At 32.9% G+C, this 19,576-nt stretch carries 17 protein-coding genes and 1 pseudogene; 7 read left to right on the top strand and 11 right to left on the bottom strand.

The window, feature by feature from the left end:
* Window positions 1–192 precede the first annotated feature (192 nt).
* From EPK97_RS14320 to EPK97_RS14310, 3 genes are read left to right on the top strand one after another with little or no spacing between them, the layout of a single operon-like run.
* Entirely contained in the window at window positions 193–1,326 is a 1,134-nt protein-coding gene (locus EPK97_RS14320; protein WP_162037293.1) for a DUF5305 family protein, read from the top strand.
* Window positions 1,310–3,079, top strand: coding sequence for an ATP-binding protein (locus EPK97_RS14315; protein WP_162037292.1), 1,770 nt, complete (start codon window positions 1,310–1,312; stop codon window positions 3,077–3,079). The genes EPK97_RS14320 and EPK97_RS14315 overlap by 17 nt, the downstream gene beginning before the upstream one ends.
* Window positions 3,076–3,708, top strand: coding sequence for a response regulator (locus EPK97_RS14310; protein ID WP_162037291.1), 633 nt, complete (start codon window positions 3,076–3,078; stop codon window positions 3,706–3,708). Before EPK97_RS14315 ends, EPK97_RS14310 begins: the two co-directional genes overlap by 4 nt.
* Window positions 3,709–4,031: 323 nt before the next feature.
* On the opposite strand, the gene EPK97_RS14305 is transcribed toward EPK97_RS14310, so the two are convergent.
* Together EPK97_RS14305 and EPK97_RS14300 are read right to left on the bottom strand one after the other, a co-directional pair.
* Window positions 4,032–5,129, bottom strand: coding sequence for a copper amine oxidase N-terminal domain-containing protein (locus tag EPK97_RS14305; RefSeq protein ID WP_162037290.1), 1,098 nt, complete (start codon window positions 5,127–5,129; stop codon window positions 4,032–4,034).
* Between the two features lie 31 nt (window positions 5,130–5,160).
* Entirely contained in the window at window positions 5,161–6,282 is a 1,122-nt protein-coding gene (locus EPK97_RS14300; protein WP_162037289.1) for a signal peptidase I, read from the bottom strand.
* A 228-nt stretch (window positions 6,283–6,510) separates the two neighbouring features.
* Here EPK97_RS14300 and EPK97_RS14295 point away from each other — a divergent pair, with 228 nt between their 5' ends.
* Window positions 6,511–7,170: a hypothetical protein gene (locus tag EPK97_RS14295; protein WP_162037288.1), complete on the top strand. Its 660-nt coding sequence runs from the start codon at window positions 6,511–6,513 to the stop codon at window positions 7,168–7,170.
* Window positions 7,171–7,362: 192 nt separating this feature from the next.
* Here EPK97_RS14295 and EPK97_RS14290 read toward each other — a convergent pair whose 3' ends face one another.
* The 9 genes from EPK97_RS14290 to EPK97_RS14250 all read right to left on the bottom strand — a co-directional run bounded on the left by EPK97_RS14290 (window position 7,363) and on the right by EPK97_RS14250 (window position 15,090).
* A complete protein-coding gene (locus EPK97_RS14290; protein WP_162037313.1) occupies window positions 7,363–8,253 on the bottom strand; it encodes a DUF1028 domain-containing protein in 891 nt (296 codons plus the stop codon).
* A 166-nt stretch (window positions 8,254–8,419) separates the two neighbouring features.
* Entirely contained in the window at window positions 8,420–8,989 is a 570-nt protein-coding gene (locus tag EPK97_RS14285) for a manganese catalase family protein (protein WP_162037287.1), read from the bottom strand.
* A gap of 51 nt (window positions 8,990–9,040) precedes the next feature.
* A complete protein-coding gene (locus EPK97_RS14280; protein WP_338075712.1) occupies window positions 9,041–9,316 on the bottom strand; it encodes a spore coat protein CotJB in 276 nt (91 codons plus the stop codon).
* Window positions 9,313–9,621: a spore coat associated protein CotJA gene (locus EPK97_RS14275; protein ID WP_420826795.1), complete on the bottom strand. Its 309-nt coding sequence runs from the start codon at window positions 9,619–9,621 to the stop codon at window positions 9,313–9,315. Before EPK97_RS14275 ends, EPK97_RS14280 begins: the two co-directional genes overlap by 4 nt.
* Before the next feature lie 158 nt (window positions 9,622–9,779).
* The gene (gene ytvI / locus EPK97_RS14270; RefSeq protein ID WP_162037285.1) at window positions 9,780–10,826 is read right to left on the bottom strand and encodes a sporulation integral membrane protein YtvI; all 1,047 of its coding nucleotides are present in this window, start codon (window positions 10,824–10,826) and stop codon (window positions 9,780–9,782) included.
* Between the two features lie 14 nt (window positions 10,827–10,840).
* A complete protein-coding gene (gene yfkAB / locus EPK97_RS14265; RefSeq protein WP_162037284.1) occupies window positions 10,841–11,977 on the bottom strand; it encodes a radical SAM/CxCxxxxC motif protein YfkAB in 1,137 nt (378 codons plus the stop codon).
* 100 nt (window positions 11,978–12,077) lie between these two features.
* A complete protein-coding gene (gene bacA, locus EPK97_RS14260) occupies window positions 12,078–12,896 on the bottom strand; it encodes an undecaprenyl-diphosphate phosphatase (protein WP_162037283.1) in 819 nt (272 codons plus the stop codon).
* 244 nt (window positions 12,897–13,140) lie between these two features.
* The gene (locus EPK97_RS14255; RefSeq protein ID WP_162037282.1) at window positions 13,141–14,565 is read right to left on the bottom strand and encodes a bifunctional metallophosphatase/5'-nucleotidase; all 1,425 of its coding nucleotides are present in this window, start codon (window positions 14,563–14,565) and stop codon (window positions 13,141–13,143) included.
* Between the two features lie 66 nt (window positions 14,566–14,631).
* On the bottom strand, window positions 14,632–15,090 hold the full coding sequence (locus EPK97_RS14250; RefSeq protein ID WP_162037281.1) for a hypothetical protein: 459 nt from the start codon (window positions 15,088–15,090) through the stop codon (window positions 14,632–14,634).
* Between the two features lie 306 nt (window positions 15,091–15,396).
* Between EPK97_RS14250 and EPK97_RS14245 the strand changes: the two are divergent.
* From EPK97_RS14245 to EPK97_RS14235, 3 genes and pseudogenes are all read left to right on the top strand, one after another.
* A pseudogene (locus tag EPK97_RS14245) lies at window positions 15,397–15,837 on the top strand (molybdenum cofactor biosynthesis protein MoaE); the annotation flags it as partial.
* 186 nt (window positions 15,838–16,023) lie between these two features.
* The gene (locus EPK97_RS14240) at window positions 16,024–17,406 is read left to right on the top strand and encodes a hypothetical protein (protein ID WP_162037279.1); all 1,383 of its coding nucleotides are present in this window, start codon (window positions 16,024–16,026) and stop codon (window positions 17,404–17,406) included.
* 360 nt (window positions 17,407–17,766) lie between these two features.
* Window positions 17,767–19,557, top strand: coding sequence for a Kelch repeat-containing protein (locus EPK97_RS14235; protein WP_162037278.1), 1,791 nt, complete (start codon window positions 17,767–17,769; stop codon window positions 19,555–19,557).
* Window positions 19,558–19,576 lie beyond the last annotated feature (19 nt).

Genomic DNA, 19,576 nt, shown 5'->3' with positions numbered 1-19,576 from the left:
AGGCAACGATAAAAATAACGAGAGCGACAACAGCGATAATAAAGGCAACGATAAAAATAACGAGAGCGACAACAGCGATAATAAAGGCAACGATAAAAATAACGAGAGCGACAACAGCGATGATTAAGGCAATAAGGACAACAAAGACAATGACAATCATTAATATCCAACTATAGATCGAGGTGAGGTATGATGAATATTTTCTTGCATAAATTAAAAACAATTCATTTTTTTAAATCCATAAAGTTCAAGGTCATTTTAATAATTCTAGGACTCCTTTCCATTATTATGACAGTTTATAGTATTTCCAAACCTACTTCTATCACAAATGAATCACTAGATAATAGAATTACGCAATCAACAAATTTTGAATATAAAGCAGAAATTATACCTAATATTTTGTATCCTAATGGAGGTATTATTGATCCTGGAAATATAATGATTCGAAGTATTACAAATACGATTCCAATTTATATAAAGTCTACTGTTTCATCAGACCACCCCGTTGAAGTAGAACATACTAGTGAGGTCACTCTATTAGTACAAGCTAAGGACTTGTGGGAAAAGGAATTCCCTTTAAATTCAATTCATCAATCTAAAGCAACTGAAAATGAAACGATAATCTTAAACGATGAATATAAGATTGAGCTTGAGAGTATCATTACATTTATTGAAAATGTCGAAGAAGAAACAGGAATTAGCGTGGGAAGTTACCAATTAAAAATTATACCTAATATAAACGGAATGATCCACTACAAAGAGAATGAAATCCCTTTAGCAAATGGTGCCTTTTTAAGCTTCGAATATTCATCAAACAGAATAAAATTTGTAGAAAACAATGGGATTTCCGAAGAAAAATCATTAATAAATAAAACCGTAATTCCGCAATATTTTCATTTATTTAAATTAAATATTCCATTAACTTGGTTACGTGTTTTTTTCTCAATATTATCACTAACTATTGTCTTTTATTTTCTATATCAAATAAATAAAAATGTGAAACGAAAAAAACAATATATATCTGAAGCGACTAAAATTGATAAAAAATATTTAAAAAGATTGATTAATGTAAAGGAAGCTGTTAATACGACAGATAAATCTATTGTAAAAATAGAATCTATAAAAGCATTATTACAGATTGTTGATGAAAAGGATCTTCCCATCTTTAGATATCATGATGGGATAAAAAATAATACGACATATTTTTTGATCGATGACCAATATTTTTACAGTTACGACGCTAACAATTATGTAGGTTACAAGACGGATATAGAAACTCATTATTCCACCAAGGGGAAGGAACTCTCCTATGTACCAAAAACTTAACCTTTCTTTCAATGATAAACTCAACCTTAGTCATATTAAAGTTTTTAAAAATAATCATGGCACAGAGAGAATTCTGATCCTTTATCGTTATTTATCATTATTTTTTACATCTTCATTTTATTTAATCAGTGTTCCTAAATCACCATTACTGTTTAAATTAGGGGTTATTATTTCTTTATCTATCGCTGCCTGGCTAATCACTAAGCTACTCCTTATATATCGAAATCATGAACATTTCATAAAATCGATTGTGTTGATAGAATCCTTTGGGATTGTACTTATTTTGATTCCAACTCAAGGTGTTGAAAGTGCATTTATATGGTATGCATTAAATCCTGTCATGGTTGCAGCTTGTTATTTATCGGCTTTCTTTTGCTGGGTTACATTAATCATGTATATGTTTGCTTCAACTTTAATCACGTTTAACTTTTTTAATAGTTTAGGTCTTAAAATTAGCAATCTAATCATTGAGAACTCTTATTTATATTTAGTATTTATTCTGATCACCATTGCCGTGCAATTATTTTCAAACTTCACAAAAGAACTCCACGATCATGCATCCCAGCTAAAAAAACAGCGTCAAAAACTAATCGTTACGAATCAAAAATTAGAAAAAGCAAATCAAAAAACAAACGAAGCGATAGATCATATCATGTCACTATACCAAATTGTTGAAACCTTTACTTCACAAAAAAATTTAAACAATCTATTAAAAGTAGTTACGGATTATACAGTTAAATTAACAAAAACACCTTGTTCATTTATTATCACTTCACAATTCGACACAGAAAAGTTTTTATTTGATATAAGGGGGTATGATACAGAAATAGATCAAGATTCTAGAGATCAAATCATTCAAGAAATACAATTAAACTGGGAACAATATCAAAAGCACAAAAACATGGTTGAAATCACGCTGCAACATCGAAAATTCTCTATCATATCCATTCAATCAACAAAACATGAAGTTTTAATTGGGATTGAAAATCAAATCAACATTCACGATGATTCAAATTGTTTCCAGCGTGAATTGGTTTTCCTCTCTAAATTATGCAAAATGATTCTAGAGCGTATTCACCTTGAGGAAGTCGCTTATCAATTACTCATCTCTGGTGAACAAAATAGAATCGCTAATGAAATACATGATAACATCTCACAAAGATTATTTAGCATCGTATATGCTCTGCATGCTTTAAGTAACAATAAAGATAAAATGAGTTCTGAACAAATTAAAAAAAATTTTCAAATGATTATTCAATCTACTAATGAAGCGAACAAAGAATTGAGATCCACAATTTACAACCTAAGCTCCAAAAAAAGAGGCGAAAACTTATTTAAAACTAAAATAAGTAACTATTTAGATGAGTTAGCAAAGTTAAACCAAATCACTATCGATTATCGTTTTTTGGGAGACGAGCAAACCATTCCAATGTATATTAAAAATATGATATATCGAGTGATTTGTGAATCTACTGGAAATGCGGTCAGGCATGGTTTATGCAATAAATTGGGAGTATATATTCAAATCAATCAACGAATTTACATTGAAATTCAAGACAACGGTAAAGGTTTTAAACTAAATGAAAACCATCCCAATAAAAATACTGGTATTGGCATTTATAATATGAAGTCACTCGTTCATTCTTTAGGAGGGACAATTAATTTCCATAGTCATATCAATCAAGGAACACAAATTGAAATTACCATCCCTCAAATTCAAAAGTTAATCAATCAGGAGGTAATCTCTGAATGAAAGTTGTAATTATTGATGACCACCCACTAGTAAGAAATGGATTGTCCAACATTTTATCTTTAAATGAGTCCTTTGAATGTTTAGGTGAAGCTTCAAATATCATTCATTCTTTACAATTAATTCAACAAACCAACCCAGATGTTGCATTAGTTGATTTAAAACTAGGTGATGAAGATGGATTAAGTATTATAGAACAGGCACGTAATCTAGGTAGTGACTGTAAATTCATTATCTTAACCTCATCTGCAAACCAAGAAGATATTCATAGAGCTAAACAATCAAGTGTTGATGGATATGTACTAAAAGAGGCATTACCCGAAGAACTCTTTCATGCAATCCAAATTGTAAATCAGGGAAGAAAATATTATGATCCAAATATTTTTGAACTAATGTTATCAGATAACGATAGGGACAGAAGTTTTCATGAATTAACACCAAAAGAGTTAGAAGTATTAAAGGAGCTTGGTAAAGGTTATTCTAATCAAGAAATTGCAGTGAAATTATTTATTACGGAGTACACTGTAAAAAAACACGTGAGTCAAATCTTGTCTAAGTTGGAATTAACTGATCGTACAAATGCAGCATTATTTGCTAATTCAAAAGGTTTAGTAACGTATGCAGTTCATTAACTTCTACAGACAATTTCAAAGATTCTCATAATTTGAATTGAACAGGATGGGGGCAATTAGCCCCCAATCTCTCATAATATTTTAACTTTATACGCTTACCATTCAATATACATCGCTTTTAAGTATCCTCAAGTATTTAACAATACTCTCCTCAAAACGTATGGAATTTTCTATATTCTTCACTTATTTAGATTTCAATCTTTCAATTTATTCTCCTACTTATGTAAATAGATCGAGCTACATAGTTACTTTTTGTTTGTTGTTATTGTTCGCACGTAGAAAAAGCCTGTTGAAATAATTCAACAGGCTTGAAAAAGAATCTATTAAGGTCTAAAATACTTTTTGATAATTTCTTCACGCTGTAGTTCACTAGGTTGATATTGTTTTATCCAACTGACAATCACCAGGTGATCTTCGTACCAGTCTACATGCTTATCAAGTGCAGTAGCTACATGTCTAACAGGTAAGAAGGTCCGGTTTTCATATACAATAGGGGCAACGTCAATTTCGATTGCCTCACCGTTAATCCATATTGCTTTTTCTCCAAGAACAAGCCTGACAACTTTTCCGTTTTCCATAATAGTCACAGTATCCGTTTCACTGTTCCAATGGACAGAGGCACCTAAGCTCTCAGATAAAAATCGCATTGGCAGGAACATTCTATCGTTTAAAACAAATGGTCTAACTTTACTATTATATGGGTCAATTCGTTTTAATTTATCATCAACCACTCCATTTTGTATATCTTCATATAAGTAAAGTTTATGAATCACTTCGGGAGCAAGAGTTTGTGTAGTTAGATTATTTGGATTGCTCGATTTATTAGGTTTGTCTGGTTCATCCTCAGGTTCATCGGGATTGTCTGGATCTTCAATTGGAACACTAACAATGATGGTGAATTTCTCATTTAATGTATCTGATTGGAGTACCCTAGGTATAGCTATAGTTAGATCAACCCAAGTTCCTTCATTTGATGCAAGAGCATCGATTATAAACTCTTGATTATCATCATTAATGATCTGTAAATCGCTACTACCAATTTTTGTTTTTAAACCTAAATTGCTGTCTACCCAATCTTTGTTTGAAGCATTAAATTCAACCTTAACATCAAGTGGTTGTTCTGTCTTATTCGTGATTTTGAAGAGCATGTCCCAAGTATAATAACTACCAGGTTGAAATCCATATTGTCCTCCAAAACCTTTATCAAAGTTAAAGGTTAGTTTCTTATTTCCTTCAGGATATGCATTTGTTATATTCATTGCCGCATGATTACCAGGTGTAATTTCAACAAGTTCAACGTCTTCATTCATAATAGAAACGGTACCATCACCTGTATCTCCTAATGCCATAACTGCGGCAATACTGGAAATTATAATAACTAGTGCACCTATGAATAATACATTTTTTATAAAGCGATTCAATATTTTCGCCTCCAAATTTTTAAATTTTGCTTTAAGATGTAAACACTAGTTTTTGTTTAAAGCGATTCCACATAAATTTGAACCCACGTATCAGCTTTCTACGAAGGCGAGATTGGACTAGTGGATAAACCATAAATGGAAGACCGGGAATAAGTGACACAACAGATAATGCTAACCAATAGCTAATGTTTGCCAAAATTTGGATCATTTCTTTAGGTAAAAAAGGATAAAACAGACCTACATTTATTTTTGAATTATATTTTCCAGTTGTATTTGCTTGTATAATAGCGCTGGTTTTTACTTTTTCACCAGGTTTTAAATAAAATGATGTGTGACTAGGAATGATCTGCTTATCCTTCGTTGAAATAGAAGCCACAAAAGTAAAAAAACCACCGTTATTAAGATCAACTAGTTTTTGCTGGTGTTCTGTCCCTTTCATAAGTACGCCAACAGAACTCCCCATTAATATACCGTTGCTATCTTCAGAAACGTTATAATTGAGTTTTATTGGACTGCTAGCCAAGAGCATAGTGATCATCATCATCATTGAAATAAATAATCCTGCAAACATATACATCAAAGGCAGATCTAAGTCCTTTTCTTTCTTTTTCCTTTTTCTTCTCTTTTCTCCGAAAATCAAACTAAGTATTAAATAAACGACAATACCTACGGCAATTAACTGCATAGTTGAGCTTTGAACTTCGAATTGTTCAGCCCATACTGGAAGGAATCCAATATAGGGAATGACAATGGGGTGCTCAGATACATTAACAGTACGGCTCACAATCCATTCCCGCTCAATGGGACCTGTCCCTCCTTCAGCCTGATCAGTACGTTTATTATTATCCCCTTTTGTTATATACCCTGTTACAGCATCCCCTCCAACAATGCGATGGATAATCCATCCTTTTGTAGCGTATGTTCCATTTTCTGTTTTAAAAATAACAACATCTCCAACATGGATTTCATCCTCAGAAGCTAACTTATTAACGACAACCATATCTCCTCTTTCCATTAAAGGATACATACTATTAGATCGGATCACAGTTGAAAGAATAGGTTGTTGTAATAGAGTTGAGCCAATCGCTGAAATTAAAAAAAACAAAGTTAACATTCCAATTATGAAAGTAGCAATTCTAGTAAACCATTTCAATTTCTATCATCCTCCATTTATATAAGTATAGATAAGTATAAAAAATATAAACTCCCTCAAAAGAATGAAATGTGAGGTAGACAAAAGTAGAAGAAATTCTTATCCAATTGATACTTCTAAATTAGCCTATTGAGGGAGGTTATAAAATTCATGAGAGACTATACTGTGAATATGAGCAAGAGGCTCAACGAAATTTAAAATATATTTAATTCCTAGGAGGACAAAGAAATGAAAAAAGTTTTATTAGTAGTCGCTTCATTATTAGTAGTATCAAGTATTATGGCAGCAATGGCCTATACAAGTGCAAGCTTGCCAATTGAATCACAAGCTACAATCACGGCTACGGATCAAGCGTTATTAGCAGTAACAGGTAACAGCAAACATGCAGCAGTAGACTATGTTCAACAAGATGTAAATAATGGTCAAAATTCCTCAGATATTGAATCTCTATTATTTAACTTCGATAAAGGACACGATGATGGAGAATTTGGTATGCAACCTGGTTCTACATATGAGTGGGATAAACTATTTAAAGTTCAAAATAATGCTGACCATTCTATTACAGGAGTAATAAAGTTTGCACCTTCAGAAGATGGACCAACTCTTGATCTTCATCCTGGAACAGTAAAAGTTAGAGAAAACGGTACAGCTGATTGGGAAGAAATTGAAGATGGCCAATCATTAGAATTTACTCTTGACCCAGATGATAATGCAAAGTTTGATGTTATGTTTACATTCCCAGAAATTAATTTTGGAGATGAAATGGGCGATGAAGCAGGAGAGGGATTCGGTATAGACGATCTTCACAAATACTTTGATATCGTAGTTGAAGCTGTATCAGATGTAAGTGGAGAAGATTGGGCTGTTGATGCTAATGTCAACAATTAATAATAAGTAAGTTATACAACTGAAACATAAACTTGAGATTTAATTTTAACGCTAACGAAGCCAATAGATCCTAAATAGGTCTACTGGCTTCTTTTAAATTGGTATAATTTTCAATGAATGATGAATGTGTATTATTTTATCGATAATTGTTTAATAATGTAATTTTTGTACAAATTTATTATATAAACAAGTTTAATGTCTATTTATCTTTATTAAACTTTTCATAAACTCCAAAACTTCCTTATCTATTTTTCCAGCTCCTAAATCCCTTTCCTCAAAATTTTCGGTATGTATAAAAGTTTTAAAAGCACGATTTAACTGTTCATCGCTCACTTCTTTTGTAGATAGATAACCTAGTTGGGATAATATAGAAATTAATTGTTCTTTTATCTCCCCTTTTATTCCTAGAATATGGTTAGCTTTTGTTTTGGAAAAATATAATTGTTGTAACTTGTGTAAGCGGATTAATTCTTTTATAGGCTCTGGATGATCATCTACACGTAAATCAATATACCTGTCATTAAACCCTCCATAACCACCTTGTTCCTTCACAATTAACAATGCAGCCGACTGTTTTCCTCGACTATCCCCTCCAGCATTTTGTCCTGCATCTAATGCAGATAACAGTCGTTCAGAAAGTTCACCTTCACAGTTATTAAAAGTTCCAGCCATCGATTCAACCGTTTTTGCACTTACAAGGATATTTCCTTGTGCTGCAAAATTTGGACCAGCGATCCCTCCCGCCCAGTCATAACAATCACTTCCTGTAAAAGTAGCTGAATTCCCATTCGCATCTACAATTCCTACTTGCCTGGACTGTTTTTCATCATCCTCTTCTACCAATATATCCATCGTTTCTTGTGCACTTTTACCATTAGCCATCAACTCCAAACCTTTAGGTCCATAAGATGTATTTGCAAAGGATTGTGTTGCTACTGCCCCCACACCTGCTTTTGCCCATGGAACCACCGCTCCCACACCCAGAAACTTTGATTGCACAGCAATGCCTAGTTCCTTTGTTTTTGGATCAAAACCAACAATTGAAAATGTAGCTACGATCTGATCTTTGTTTATCAATTTAATTACCCCTTTTCTTGTTAGAATATAATCTTACACTATAGTGAATTGTGTATTGCACTTGATTGTTTTTTATACTTATATCATAACGATTATTGTATGAAAAATGTGAAAAATAATTAAAAAAACTCCCTACCAGCTCAATAAAGCCAGTGGGGATTATTATACGTTTTCAAAATATTTGCTTCCTATCACTTTCAAATTTCAAAATTTCTACAGCTTCACGAAAACGCTGTGAATGAATGACTTCTCTTTCTCTTAAAAATTTTAAGCTGTCTTGTAAATCCACATCATCTGTTAAATCTATTAACCATTGATAAGTGGCTCTTGCTTTTTCTTCAGCAGCGATATCTTCATATAAATCTGCAATGGGATCTCCTTTCGCTTGGATGTATGATGCTGTAAAAGGGTTACCTGAAGCATCTTTATAAAATAGTGCACTATCATGTGCTACATAATGAGAACCTAATCCCGCAGCCTCTAACTGCTGTGGCGTACAATCTTTTGTCAACTTATAAATCATGGTTGCAATCATCTCTAGGTGTGCAAACTCTTCAGTACCAATATCTGTCAATAATCCAATTACTTTTTCAGGAATGGAGTATCTCTGGTTCAAATAACGTAAAGCTGCAGCCAATTCACCATCAGCCCCGCCATAAGCCTCAAATAAGTATTTTGCCATTCTTGGATCACACTTACTTACACGTACTGGATATTGCAATTTTTTTTCATAAACCCACATAATATATCCTCCTAAATTTACCTATAATTCAAATATAAAATAAACATTTCTCTAAACTTGCCAAGGCCAAGGAGTTTTTGGCCATTCCCAAGGATATTTTGAAAAACTACGTCCAAATCCATAGAGTGGACCGTAGCATTTTTCGTATTCTTTATAAAGTATTTGTCTTTCTTGAGAATATTGGTTTAGCTGTGCAACAGCCTGCTGATCAAACGGATGTGTATCTAAATATATTGAGAGATCCAATAAAACAAAGTCAATCTCTTGTAAACGCCTCAAGCATTTATAATAATTATCATCCATTTTTAAGTTTTCATTTTCTTTCAACTACTCTCTCTCCCTTCATTCAGAGATTGATTATTTATCTTCTGATTCTCTCCATACTTATTTATATCACCACTTGGTATATCTGGATATGGACTATAAAAAATAGGCCACAAAGTACCACGATTTAAAGCCTCACTAGGATTGTATTGTGGCATATTCATCCTTTGAAACCCTACATATAATTCAGGGGGGGTTGAATAAGTTTTTACTCTGATAGGTGGACATGGATCAAATGGACTAATATATGGGTAATACCTTTTTGTTTGTGTATACAACTTTACTCCTCCTTCACATTTGTTTACCATACATCATATGATATTCGCCTATAAAAGGTATGGGCATTCCCCCAAAAAATATACAAAAATTAAGAAACTCGCCGATTGGAAAAAAAACGCCCCTGATTTTCATCAGAGACGTTTGCATTAAACTTTAACTATTCATTGTAATTATGGATTTTTATTTTTTAATCAAACTTAATATTAATTTTTATTAATCCCTCATCACGCATCGCTTGATATAAAATGACTACTAATGGACCGAGGAACAAACCTACAAGCCCCATCAATTGAAAACCAATATATAAACTGATTAAAGCAGATAATGCACCAATGCCAATAGATTTACCTAAAATTTTAGGTTCTACAATACGTCGGAATACTGTTATTACTAAGAATAAAACAACCAATCCAACCCCGACAAAAATATTACCAATGATAAAATTATAAACTGCCCATGGCATAATAAAGGAGCCTGTACCTAAGATCGGTAATAAATCGACAAATATAATTAATAACGCAATCACTAATGCATAGTCCACACCTAAAATTAATAATCCAGTTAAAGCAACGATGTAAGTTAAACTACTTAATATAACCTGTGCACGAATAAATCCAAAGATTGAATTTCGTAAATTCATTAATACATTATCCACATTGTTTCTCCACTTTTCATCAAAGATGGATAGAAATGAGGTTTTCATCATAGGTAAACTAAAGCTAAATAAATATACAGCTACCGAAAACACGATGTAATCAATGAATAAGTCAAAAAATAAATTTGGAAACTTACTAGCAATTGTTGAAATTTGTGTAATTACTTTTGGTACTGTGGTCGTCAAAACATCGATACCTTTATTAATCCAAGTCGTATATTGATCTTCAAAACCTGGAGGGATTAAAGTTATAATTTCCATTTCAAAATAATTTCTGAGATTATCGTAAAACTTTTCATCTGTAAAAAACTTAGATACTTTATTGATAAACTGCATAAATTCGGAATATACCTTCATTCCAAGTAAATAAGTTACACCTAATAGTGATAATGTAAATAAGGTGGATGTAGTAATAGCTGATGTTAAACGATTAAACCGAGCATACTTCATTAGCAGTTGATTCAATGGTTCAAGAAAAATCGCAATCAAAACTGCTAATAAAAACGGGAAACCAATCGTAAAAAGTGCATATAAAAATGCAAGACCTATTAGTATGACTAGTATTGTTCTGAATGACATAACTGCACCTTCTTTTATCCGTTTAAAATTGCTTTTCTATTTTTGAAATCAATATTTTTGTAATATGCATCTTTAATTAATAAATTTGGACCACAACAGTTCACTTCGGAGCAAAAACAATTTAGGGTTTGATTGATCGGATGCTCTATCCATTTTTCAAATACTTCCTCTAGTTTTTGATTCTGTATATTTCCAACAGCTGATAAATCAGAAAAATCTGTGACATGCATACTACCGTTAAATAAATCTATGTTTAAACGATTGCGTCCATCAGGATCATTGCGTACAGTAACATTACGTTCATTTTGTAACCTTGTTAAAAGTTTGCGATCATGGATATCATCACTGCAAAAATAAAATGGTAAAGTTCCAAACAACATCCAGATATTTTTATTTCTTCCTTCAAGTAATCTTCGTATAGTATCCCTGATTTGACTCAAGGATAACAAAGGCAAATTTTGTGCAAAAGAACTTGGATACATTGGATGAACCTCATGACGTTTACAGCCCATTTCATCTATAAGCTTATGTATTGTCACTATTTTTTCATGTGTTCGAGCATTAAGCATCGATTCTGCTGAAATAAATAATCCACCTTTACTTAACTCAAGTGAGTTATTGATCATTCGCTCATACAACTTTTCGGCTACAAATATACTAGTGGGACGATTAGCTCGAGCAAATCCGATTTCATAAAAACCTTCCACGTTTTCATAGTTAAAAGAAATGTGCATCACATCTAAGTATGGTGCAATCAACTCATACCTTGCATAATCTAATGTAAGATTAGAATTAATTTGGGTTTTAACCCCTCGTTCTCTTGCATATTTTAGTATAGGTAAAATGTATTCTTTTACAGTTTCAAGCTGATAAAAAGGTTCTCCCCCCGTAATACTAATTGTCTTTAGATGTTCTACTTCATCTAATTTTTCCAAAATCAAGGTTAATGGTACTTTCATCTCTTCCGTAAATGATAATGAATCTCCTACTGCACAATGCTCACAACGCATATTACAAAGATTGGAAATGGTTAATTCTATACTCGTAAGAACATGTTTCCCATGTTTTTTTAATGAATGAATTGGATCCCAAGGATCTTCCTTCATTTTTAATTTACTTTCAGTTTGATCTATTTTTGATGTAATTATCATTCTTTGAGCACCTAATTCACTAAAAATTTATGTATTATGTCTTTAATATCTTTTATAAAACTAAATCTAATTATATCACATAACTGTGATATACCCCATATCAATCTAATCCTACTCCAACCATATACAACCAGAACACACCTGCTAAGATGAACCTGTAATAAGCAAAAGAAGATAGTTTAACTTTCTCTAACAATTTTAAAAAGGAAACAACGGCTAACAATGCAACAATAAAAGAAACGATAAATCCAACTACAAAAAACGTGAGATCCTCTGTGCTTAATTGATTAAAATTTTTCATTAAATCATATGAACTAGCGGCTACCATCATAGGTACAGCAATTAAAAAAGAGAAATCTGCGGATGTTCTTAGATTAGCTCCTGATAATAAACCTCCTGCTATCGTTGCACCTGATCTAGAAAAACCAGGCCATAATGCTAAACATTGTGCTATTCCAATTTGAAAGGCTTGACGGTAGGTTAAATCATCCATCGTTTTTGTTTTTGCTATAGTATGTTTTCGTTCTGCAAATATCATGAACATACCACCGACAACTAAACCTATCAATACAGTTCTCGGCGTGAATAGATAGTCTTTAATAAATCCATGTAATAAGAAACCGAATAACATAGCAGGTATAATCGCTAAAAAAATATGCACCAATGTTAATGATTTCTGGGATTGTTTTTGATGATTTGGATCTTCCCATCCAACTAACCGTAGTAAACGCCTCCAATAAATAAGTGCTACAGCTAATATTGCTCCTAATTGAATTACAATTTCAAATGTTTCTGCTTTATCCCCTACAAATCCAAGTAAATGACCTGATAAAATAAGATGCCCTGTAGATGAAACAGGTAAAAACTCTGTTAAACCCTCTACGATTCCTTGTATAACTGCAATCCAAATATCTGTCATAATAAATTCCTCCATTGAAAGCGATAAGGTACACATAATTTATGAACCCTTGTACCACTAATGTATTCTAAAAAATAAAGCGTTATGCGATTGAAACACCCTATCACTTTATTGCAAGTTTTTTCAAAGAATTACGCAAAAACATAAAACAAAAAACCACTTTTTAAAATCAATCATTGATCAAAAAAGTGGTTTTTTTATCATTTATGATACGGTGAAGCTGTTTTATATTATTTCTTTGTTTTTATTTTTTTTCAACCCATCTCAAGTCTCTACTTCTTGTAATCTCTTCTGGATTTTGAATTTGTTGCATTAAGATATCTCTTAAAAATTCCGGTAAATAAAACTTAATGTCCCTTCCTGTTTTTAAAGAATAATATCCGATACCGAATGTAAACATATCTATTGTTCCTACTAAATACTCTTCTTCATCTACTAATCGATTTTCTCCTACCCATATATTGATCACTCTCTTATCAGAATATTCAACCTTCATCCCATCAAAGTTTAGGATACCTAACACTTCTCCTCTAAAACCAAAACCACGGATCGGTTTTTGTTGAAACTCAAGTAAAAGAGCCTGTTCACACGCTTCTCTTATTTGCTTCCCTTCTAACCACATTCGACAAGGGTTAATTGGAGATGGACAAATTTCGAGTAATATTTCCCGGGTAATTTCTCCATTTTTTAGACCCTTCAATATTTGACCCGAATTTACAATCCCAATTTGAGCACCTGTCCATGATCTTAGACCTTGAGCTAATAAGTTTCCTAATGAGGACTCTCTATCCCACTTAATTTCTAACTCTCTTTCTATTTCAGAGATTGGCTCACTTAATTTTTTTATTCCGATCTTTTTATATTTTTCAATCGTTTCTTGGATTTTTTTGTCATTTGGATAATTAGAAACATTAATAACTCTTGCAGTTCTTTTCTTTATATGACCACGTTCTAAATCATACTCTATCTCTACCATTCCAACATATTGACCTAATTTACCAGCGGCACAAATCATAGTATTACCTATAAAAATTGGTTCTTTAAGTAAGTGATGTGTATGTGCTCCAAGCACACAATCAATCCCTTGAATCTCATTTGCCATTTTTTCATCCGTAGGCAAACCTAGATGTGAAACGACAACGATAATATCTACTTTTGTTCGTAGCTCTTCTACTAAAGTTTGGATCACTTTTAAAGGTTCTTTAACATCCAATCCTAACAACTCATAAAAAAGAGAAAAATCAATCGTAACACCTATAAGCCCCACTTTCAATTTTCCTTTTGTTATGATTGAATATGGTTTTAACCAAGCTGGAATTTTTCCAGACTTCATATCGTATATGTTACTACCCAACACTTGAAAGTCAGCATGTCTTTCATACAAGTCAGACAAAACATTAGGTTCAAATGTTAAACCTTCATTATTACCTAATGTGACAACTTCATACCCCGTATGATTTAAAACCTCTATATTGGCTAAACCATAACTTCCTTCTGTTTCGATGCGCATACGATCCATGTGATCTCCACAGTCTATCTTTAATAATTGTTCTTTAGGGAGTTTATTTCCAAATTCTCGAAATACAGTTGCGATTTTGGGCATGTTTTCAAATAAACTATGAATATCATTCGTGTGTAGAATAGATAATTTCTGAACTTCAGTATTCATATAATCCCCCTTAAACCAATAATTTCTTGATAATCAACATACAATGAGCTTTTACCACAAACGCACCTAGGATTTGTTTTTCAGATATTGACTTTTTAGATCATTTACATCTAGTTTATTTTTAAAACCAAATGATGATTCATCTCCTAACTGTTTGTTTCGTATAAAAAACATTTTCACTATATTCTTCACATTAAGGCAATCACTACTACCGTCAGGAACATATAATCGTATAGGTTTTCCTTTTTTTAAAGGTTTTCCATCTTGTTCATATAATACAGCTGCTGAATCCAATTCAATCCAAGGAATAATAGCTAGAAACTCATCTGTGGCCTCAACTTTTAAGTGAGTTGGTTTTGTTGCTTCTTTTGTCCATGATTCATACCAAGTCACTAAATCAAAAGCTTTTCCATCTATCCCAGGTACTCTTTCATCTATTGAAAAATGTTTGGATGCCATTTTTTGCATTTGTTCTACAGACAGGGTAAGTACTTCTGTTTTATCTTCATAAATATGTATATTCATTTATTAAACTCCTATCAAAATAAAATCATACTTCAATACTTTATTGAATTATTATACCACAGTCTTACTTCCATCTAATGGTATTATTCTATATTCAAACTTTAAATTACTTTTGAAATATTACTGAAAATGTGATTAGATTTCAAATGTTAATGGATTTTTCTTTACATTTAAAATAAAATTGTACTATTGTAAAATAATATTAAATAAGCAACAAAAAGATGTGATCCTCCTGTCCAGTATCGGATGGAAAATCATATATACTTATTTTTAAGTCTGTCAAGAAGGAGATTTTTTATGAATCATTATCATATTACATACGATAGAATTAGCATAGAAGAAGTTACAAACAAAGTCATTCACCCAAACCATGGTGCTTCCATTTCATTTATTGGAACGACAAGAGAATTCACACATGGGCAAAAAACAGTGCTCTTGGAATATGAAGCATACATACCGATGGCACTTAAAACACTTGAGCAAATAGGCAATGAAATTAACGAAAAATGGAATAGCGTTCTAACTGCCATTACCCATCGTTTAGGTAAGGTAGAAGTAGGTGAAATCAGTGTAGTGATTGCTGTATCCTCTCCACATAGAGATAGTTGTTATGAAGCTAGTCGTTACGCTATAGAACGGTTAAAACAAATCGTACCCATCTGGAAAAAAGAAATTTGGGAAGATGGATCAGAGTGGAAAGGACATCAATTAGGTCCTTGGAATCCTACAAAACCACTAGAATCCTAAATAATATCAAGCATCCAAAGTTATCATTTCAGGCGTGTTTTATTTTTAAAAATCACGTCTATTTTGCGAGTTATTCTTTATGATGTTAACCTCGTTTATTTATTTAAGTAAAAAAGTCCCATTTAGTTTAAACATAATGGTATACTATGAGAGTAATTAAACTTAATCAGAAAGGTGAGATGTCGATTGAACAAGAATATGTTTTTATGTTTAATGCTTGTTTGTTTACTTTTTATCCCTCAAAAAGTAAGCGCTTTCTCTGATGATACTATCAGTGCAGAAGGAGTATCATATCAACAATTGTTAGAACATTGGTCACCAAGGGTTTATCATGATGTTAATCCTGATTATGATGTAAGAGCAGATTTTATTACTCGATTTGATTTAGACGGAGATTGGATTTCCACCAATCAATGGGAAACGGTAGATAATGAACCACTTGAAGCTTATGTATACACTTCTGTTTCTGAAACTGAAACACATTATTTCCTAGGGTATTATTTTTATCACCCTCGTGATGACGGTCCAGATTGGGGTGTTTTTGGAGATGAAGCCCATGAAAATGATTTAGAAGGAATCATGTTGGGTATTAAAAAGAACGGTGGTACTGGTGAATTTGTAGCCATGAACACAGTCAGACATAGTGATTTTTATCAATATGCTAATGGTTCGTTAAGTGATGGTTATGAAACGATAGATGGTTCAGTCTCCCTTTATAAGGGTAGTCATCCAGAAATATTCATCTCTTCAAATGGTCAATATGTTTTAAATACAACTCCTCATGGGCATGATATTCAAGCTTATACAGGTGAAGTAGGAGTAGGCAATGATGCTATCATTTATGAATATACTGGACAAGCAGAAATACCATCCTTAGTTGCCCCTAAATACGAACATGTATATGGATATGATATGTTGTCTCTGGATGAGTTCTGGGAGCTGAAAACAAGTTATAATAATCCCTTTCGAGCTTTCGGTAGTTTTGGCTCTAGTGTAGGGGATGGAGGTGCAAATGCTCCTTGGAACTGGGCTGACACAGATCATAAAGATAATGGTACAGTTGGTACAGGGGTTTTTGTAAGTGACCCTGCGTACATGTTTGATGCTCATTTTAATCAATTAGGACATTATTCACATGAGTATATTAATAATTCTTACTGGACACATAAAATCACCCTAAATTGGGTTCAACCAATCAAAGCAGAGGATTATAACAATGAGAATGATTTATATGTTGATATGTGGGTAGATGGTAAAAAATATATCGGTGAAAGGGCTTGGAAGAAAAACAATGCCAAGTCTAACGGAACAAAATATTACCCTTCTTGGGGTTCAGATGATAATGCAGCAAGCTCCATTGATTTTAGCAGCGAATCAAATACAATATATATCGCTAGAGAGCCTGGTTCAGTTATCAGAATAAAGGTTGCTGACTCAGATGGAACCAGTACAGATGATAGTCTGGGTGAAATTCAAATCTCACCAAAATCAGGTGAAACCGTTGAATTGAAAAATGTTAAAACAAGCAACGGCGGGGCATATTTAGATGTTACGATTGAGACAAGATAGTTAATTTGACATATGACATATAGAGTTACGGAAGAAAGGATATTCTACTCTGAATATCCTTTTTCTTATTGAATTTAATAGTACGGATTTTAAAAATATACACTTTTAATTAAACTTAACCGGTCTCTTCAAATATCATGATATTCTTACCCCGTAATTTGAACTAATTTTCTCTCAAATGTTAAAGTGGGCGGACTTTTCTAGTCCCATCACCATAATGTAAAACAAAACCAAATTTATTAATTTATGTTATTAAACAGCTTGAAAATAACAATCCAGTATTTATGGTTGAATGATCTAATCATCAAATTAATGAGAGGAAGATGATTCGTGGCACGATATATCCGGGGAGTATCAATTTTGTTTTGTTCATTTTTATTGTTATTGAGTAATTCAACAATTGATAACAACCCTCTATTCATTCCAGAAAAATTAATCACTCCACCATGTAACAGTGATTCATCAATAATATCCACAGGTATGAAAGAAGAAGTGAATGATAATGATCATTGGGAATTAAAAACACCTATGTTAACGCCAAAGGATCAAGTTGGATTTGCCACAGTAAATGGAAGAACTTATGTAATAGGAGGATTTACAAGTGATAGATATCAAAGCACTTCCGAAGTAGAGGAATATAATCCAGAAACGGATACATGGACTAAAAAAGCCAATATGCCAACAGCTAGGGGGAATTTTGGAGTTGCTGTAGTTGATGGGGAAATTTATGCCATTGGGGGGAAAAGTGGAACATTTTTAAATACAGTTGAAGCATATGATCCAGTTACTGATTCTTGGAGTACTAAAGCCAGTATGCCAACAGCTAGGGATAGTCTAGGAGTAGTTGCAGTAGATGGAAAGATATATGCCATTGGAGGATATAATGGATCTACTTTAAATCATGTTGAAGAATATGACCCTCTTACTGATTCTTGGGAGATAAAAAGCTATATGCCTATAGCCAGAAGAACCCTTGGAATTGCTGCATTTGATGGGGAAATTTATACTTTTGGAGGAGCTACAAACACTTCACCTTCATCAAAAATAGTAGAAGTATATGACCCTCTTACCAATACATGGAATACTAAAGCCAGTATGTATAAGGCAAAGCATTCTATAAGTGCTTCAACCTTAGATGGTAATATCTATGTCACTGGTAATAAATGTGGAATTGAAAATACCCAAGAAAGATATGACCCTCTCACTGATTCTTGGAGCATATCCAGTGAAGCTCCTATAAATGTATCAGAATTCAATACTGTTGAATTAAATAATATCATTTATATGATTAAAGGTTCAACCCATCTTGCTTACCATCCAAATTCTAATCCTCAACTTACCTGGGAGGCAAAAAAACCCATGCCTACAAAAAGGATCTATCCAGCTGTTATTGCAGTGAATGAGAAAATCTATGCGATTGGGGGATATAACGGAAGCTCTTTAAATTCAGTGGAAGCATATAACCCTCTCACCAATACATGGAGTACAAAAGCAAGTATGCCTACCGCTAGAAGAGGCCATGGAGTTGCTGTAGTGGATAAGAAAATTTATGTGATTGGGGGATATAATGAAAGCTTTTTAAATACGGTTGAAGAATATGATCCAATTACCGATACTTGGACCGCAAAAGCCAATATGGCTACGGCTAGAAATGGGTTAAGTATATCTGTTGTGAATGGAAAAATTTATGCAATCGGAGGAACTATCAAAGAAGGCTATTCAAATCAGGTTGAAGAATATGATCCGCTCACCAATACTTGGACTACAAAGGCTAATATGCCTACGGATAGAACTCTTTTTGGGACCGCTGTAGTAGATGGAAAAATAGTTGCAATGGGTGGATATAATGGGAATGTTTTGAATACAGTTGAGGAATACGATCCACTCACTAATTCTTGGATTACGAAAACCAGTATGTCTACAGAGAGACATCATCTTAGGGCTGAATCATTAAATGGAAAAATACTTGCCATTGGGGGATTCGACAATAAAGGCTACATCTCAAAAATCATAGAAGAATATGATCCAATTACCAATACGTGGTTATTGAAAACGAGTATTCCTATAGATATCATCCAATTTGATTCTACTGTATTAAATGGAACCATCCATATGAGTAGAGGTTCAATCCATCTTACTTATCATCCTTAATCTCCAAAATGAAGTGGAA

The sequence above is a fragment of the Chengkuizengella sediminis genome (genome assembly GCF_010078385.1).
Taxonomy (GTDB): domain Bacteria; phylum Bacillota; class Bacilli; order Paenibacillales; family KCTC-33759; genus Chengkuizengella; species Chengkuizengella sediminis.
Note: the sequence above shows the minus strand (reverse complement) of the source record. Positions and strands in the feature narration are given on the sequence as shown.

What these genes read in the sequence shown, in the direction of transcription:
- EPK97_RS14285 (WP_162037287.1), bottom strand. Translation starts at nt 8,989, where the DNA reads ATGTGGGTTTATGAAAAAAAATTGCAATATCCAGTACGTGTAAGTAAG.
- EPK97_RS14255 (WP_162037282.1), bottom strand. Translation starts at nt 14,565, where the DNA reads ATGAATACTGAAGTTCAGAAATTATCTATTCTACACACGAATGATATT.
- EPK97_RS14275 (WP_420826795.1), bottom strand. Translation starts at nt 9,621, where the DNA reads ATGGTAAACAAATGTGAAGGAGGAGTAAAGTTGTATACACAAACAAAA.
- yfkAB (WP_162037284.1), bottom strand. Translation starts at nt 11,977, where the DNA reads ATGATAATTACATCAAAAATAGATCAAACTGAAAGTAAATTAAAAATG.
- EPK97_RS14320 (WP_162037293.1), top strand. Translation starts at nt 193, where the DNA reads ATGAATATTTTCTTGCATAAATTAAAAACAATTCATTTTTTTAAATCC.
- EPK97_RS14250 (WP_162037281.1), bottom strand. Translation starts at nt 15,090, where the DNA reads ATGAATATACATATTTATGAAGATAAAACAGAAGTACTTACCCTGTCT.
- EPK97_RS14295 (WP_162037288.1), top strand. Translation starts at nt 6,511, where the DNA reads ATGAAAAAAGTTTTATTAGTAGTCGCTTCATTATTAGTAGTATCAAGT.
- ytvI (WP_162037285.1), bottom strand. Translation starts at nt 10,826, where the DNA reads ATGTCATTCAGAACAATACTAGTCATACTAATAGGTCTTGCATTTTTA.
- bacA (WP_162037283.1), bottom strand. Translation starts at nt 12,896, where the DNA reads ATGACAGATATTTGGATTGCAGTTATACAAGGAATCGTAGAGGGTTTA.
- EPK97_RS14310 (WP_162037291.1), top strand. Translation starts at nt 3,076, where the DNA reads ATGAAAGTTGTAATTATTGATGACCACCCACTAGTAAGAAATGGATTG.
- EPK97_RS14315 (WP_162037292.1), top strand. Translation starts at nt 1,310, where the DNA reads ATGTACCAAAAACTTAACCTTTCTTTCAATGATAAACTCAACCTTAGT.